This window comes from Bradyrhizobium sp. NAS80.1 (assembly GCF_001908205.1).
Classification (GTDB): Bacteria; Pseudomonadota; Alphaproteobacteria; order Rhizobiales; family Xanthobacteraceae; genus Bradyrhizobium.
On the sequence record NZ_LGHL01000461.1, the window covers coordinates 1 to 1493 of the forward strand.

The window sequence follows — 1493 nt, forward strand, 5'->3', positions numbered from 1 at the left end:
AGGAATTTGACTTGGAGCACTAGCACTACTTTGGCAGAACTTGTTTGTGCAGCGACTTTTCAAGGATTTGTCTTCTGCAGTACGGGCACCGCTGAGCCCGCGGCCGCAGGATGAGATCGACGATGGCGTGACGTACTGCGGGCATGGTTGGCTGAGGCGGAGGCCCGTTGATTCGTTTTTTTCCGCCCCGCGTGTGCGAGGCGACGGTGTTGCAAGAAGGCGTAGGCGATCATGGTCATTAGAGCGTGACGATGAAGACCTTGCCATGATCGCCCTTCGAAGTGATCAAGTCCAAGCTCCTCTTTCAACTGCTGATGCGCCTGCTCGCAGATCCATCGTGCCTTGATGGTGGCGGCCAGTGTGCGCAGATCCGTCGACGCAGGCAGGTTGGCGAGATAGTATTTCTTCTCCCCTGAGGCACGTTGCTCGCCAATGAGCCAGGCTTCGTCGCCCGGGAGATGCTGCTGACCCTTATCCCATATCCGCTGCGGAGGTCCGTCGGCGGTGCGGACACGGACAGCAGCGAATCGGGCTTTCAGCCGACCTTTCGTCCCGCTGCGCCAACTCACGGTTTTCCACTTGATGCTGGCCAGCATTTGTTCTGCCGCGATCGACAAGACGTCTGGTACGTGGTGCTTTCGTGCTCGACCCCGAACTTTAGTAATCGGCCAAATGAGCTGCACATCAACAGGATACACCTTGAGGTGCCGAGGGATGCCGACGGCCCAGGCCAGCCCGCGTGCCGTTAGCCCTTGTCGAAACGGTGCGCTGAGCCCGTATCCTGCATCCGCCAGCACACACCCGAAGCGCACGTTGGCTGCCATCACCCGGTCAATCTCGGCCAAAGCAATCTCCGGCTTGGATCGTGGCGTTCGGTATTCGGCCGGTACGCGGGCGCGCTTCAAACGAGGGGCGTCGCTTGTCCAACTCTCAGGCAGAAAGAGACGCAGTGCGACCATCACCGGCACCTCGCCGCGGGCGAGTGTCAGCGACACCAGCGTTTGGCAGTTCGCCGTTTTGCCAAGAGCCGACGCATATTGAGCCGCAACACCAACCGAGCGGTCTCCCTTCTTCGGCATTGCGGTGTCATCAATAACCAGCACCGCGTCCTTGCCGCCGACAAGCCGGTCCGCCTGGTTGAGCAGCTCAGATTCCAACGGTGATGCGTCCCAGACGCCATCGGCGATGAAATGGTGCAACTGATCGTAGTTGCCCGTTGCAAGGCGTTCTGCCATCGGCTGAACGCTCTTGCGATCGCCAGGGCCGATCAATCCCGCAACGTACAGTGGACACATCCGCTGCCGGGTCTTATGACCCAACCGTTCCAAGAACGGCTTCAGCCAGCGTTCGAGCTCGACTTCCCATTCCGTCATGGTCAGCCCTCCAAGAGCCGACCACCCATGAATCATTGAAAAATCGATTCGGGAATCCTAAAAAATCACGAAAATCCAATAATCTGCCAAAGTAGTGCTAGGCCGCGTACCCATAAACCC

Annotated in this window: 1 protein-coding gene; it reads right to left on the reverse strand. The window is 58.7% G+C overall.

What is annotated here, in order from left to right; all coding sequences use genetic code 11:
* Window positions 1-59: 59 nt before the first annotated feature.
* Window positions 60-1409, reverse strand: a complete 1350-nt coding sequence (locus tag AC629_RS44220; RefSeq protein WP_084810812.1) for an IS701 family transposase — start codon at window positions 1407-1409, stop codon at window positions 60-62.
* Window positions 1410-1493 lie beyond the last annotated feature (84 nt).